A 1,331-nucleotide genomic window follows, 5' to 3' on the forward strand; every position below is an offset into this window, starting at 1 on the left:
TGTCCGAGACCATCGAGGTCACGCCCCAGAAGGTGCACGAGATCACGAAGTCGCTCCTGCACAAGCTCCGCATCGCCGCCGAGCAGGGCAAGAACGAACTCCTCGTGATGCGCTTCCCCAACGTGATGTGCAGCGACGGCGGCCGGGCCATCAATAACTCCGAGAAGGGCTGGCCCGAGACCCTGACCGGGCGGCCGCGCCAGGCCTTCGAGTTCTGGCGCGACCGCCTGCAACCCGCCGGTTACGGCCTGAAGGCGATGATCGTCGACTGGCCGGATGGCATGCCGGGCGATGTCGGCTTCTTCCTCACCTGGGAGACACGCCGCACGTGATCTTCCCTCAAGGTTCGGGACCGCAACCATGACCGCCCCCCAGACCCCGCCCCCCAGCCCTGCGGACGAGCAACCCGCGCCTCCGGCTCTCCTCGCGCTCGAGGCGCGCGTCGCGGAGGTCTGCCGGGACCGCTGCGCGTCGGCGGCCCAGACCTATCTCGAGGCGATCGGCGCGGCGAGCCGCGCGTGGCTCGAGACGGCCCGACCGCTCACGCCGATGCAAGCCTGGAGCGACGCGACCAGCTACTGGAGCGACTTCACGCAACGCTCGCTGCTGTTCTGGGACACGCTCCGGCAGCGCGGCAACAAATGGCTGGAGCACGAGAAGGCAGGCAAGCCGCCGCTCCTGGCCTTCGACTGGGAGATGGTGGCGGACGGGCGGACCTTCGACCGCCCGGTCAACTACGCGCTCGTGCGCATCGAGGCCCCGCCGGGCATCCGGACCGATCCCGACAAGCGCCCCTACGTGATCGTCGATCCCCGTGCCGGGCACGGGCCGGGCATCGGCGGGTTCAAGGCGGATTCCGAGGTGGGCGTCGCGCTCAAGGCCGGCCATCCCGTCTACGTCGTGATCTTCTTCCCCGAACCGGTCGAGGGACAGACCCTCGCCGACGTCTCGCGGGCCGAGGCCGAGTTCCTGCGCATCGTGCGGTCGCGCCACGCGACCCGCGGGAAGCCGGTCATCGTCGGCAATTGCCAGGGCGGCTGGGCCGCGATGCTGGTGGGCGCGCTCGATCCGGACTGCGCCGGTCCTATCGTGGTGAACGGAGCGCCAATGTCCTACTGGGCCGGCAACGACGCCGAGAATCCGATGCGCTACGCGGGCGGCATGCTCGGCGGAAGCTGGACGGCCCTGCTGGCGAGCGATCTCGGGGGCGGCAAGTTCGATGGGGCCTACCTCGTCGACAATTTCGAGTACCTGAACCCGGCCAACACCTACTTCGGCAAGGCCTACAACCTCTTCGCCAAGATCGACACGGAGCCGGAGCGCTACCTCGA

2 protein-coding genes are annotated in these 1,331 nt (G+C 69.0%); both read left to right on the plus strand.

Annotated features, from left to right (window positions below):
• The coding region (locus tag WDW90_RS37170) for a hypothetical protein (protein WP_336492733.1) at positions 1 to 332 on the plus strand (332 nt) is incomplete at its 5' end.
• A gap of 28 nt (positions 333 to 360) precedes the next feature.
• On the plus strand, positions 361 to 1,331 hold a 971-nt coding region (locus tag WDW90_RS37175), incomplete at its 3' end, for a DUF3141 domain-containing protein (RefSeq protein ID WP_336492734.1).

The sequence above is a fragment of the Methylobacterium nigriterrae genome (assembly GCF_037106235.1).
Classification (GTDB): domain Bacteria; phylum Pseudomonadota; class Alphaproteobacteria; order Rhizobiales; family Beijerinckiaceae; genus Methylobacterium; species Methylobacterium nigriterrae.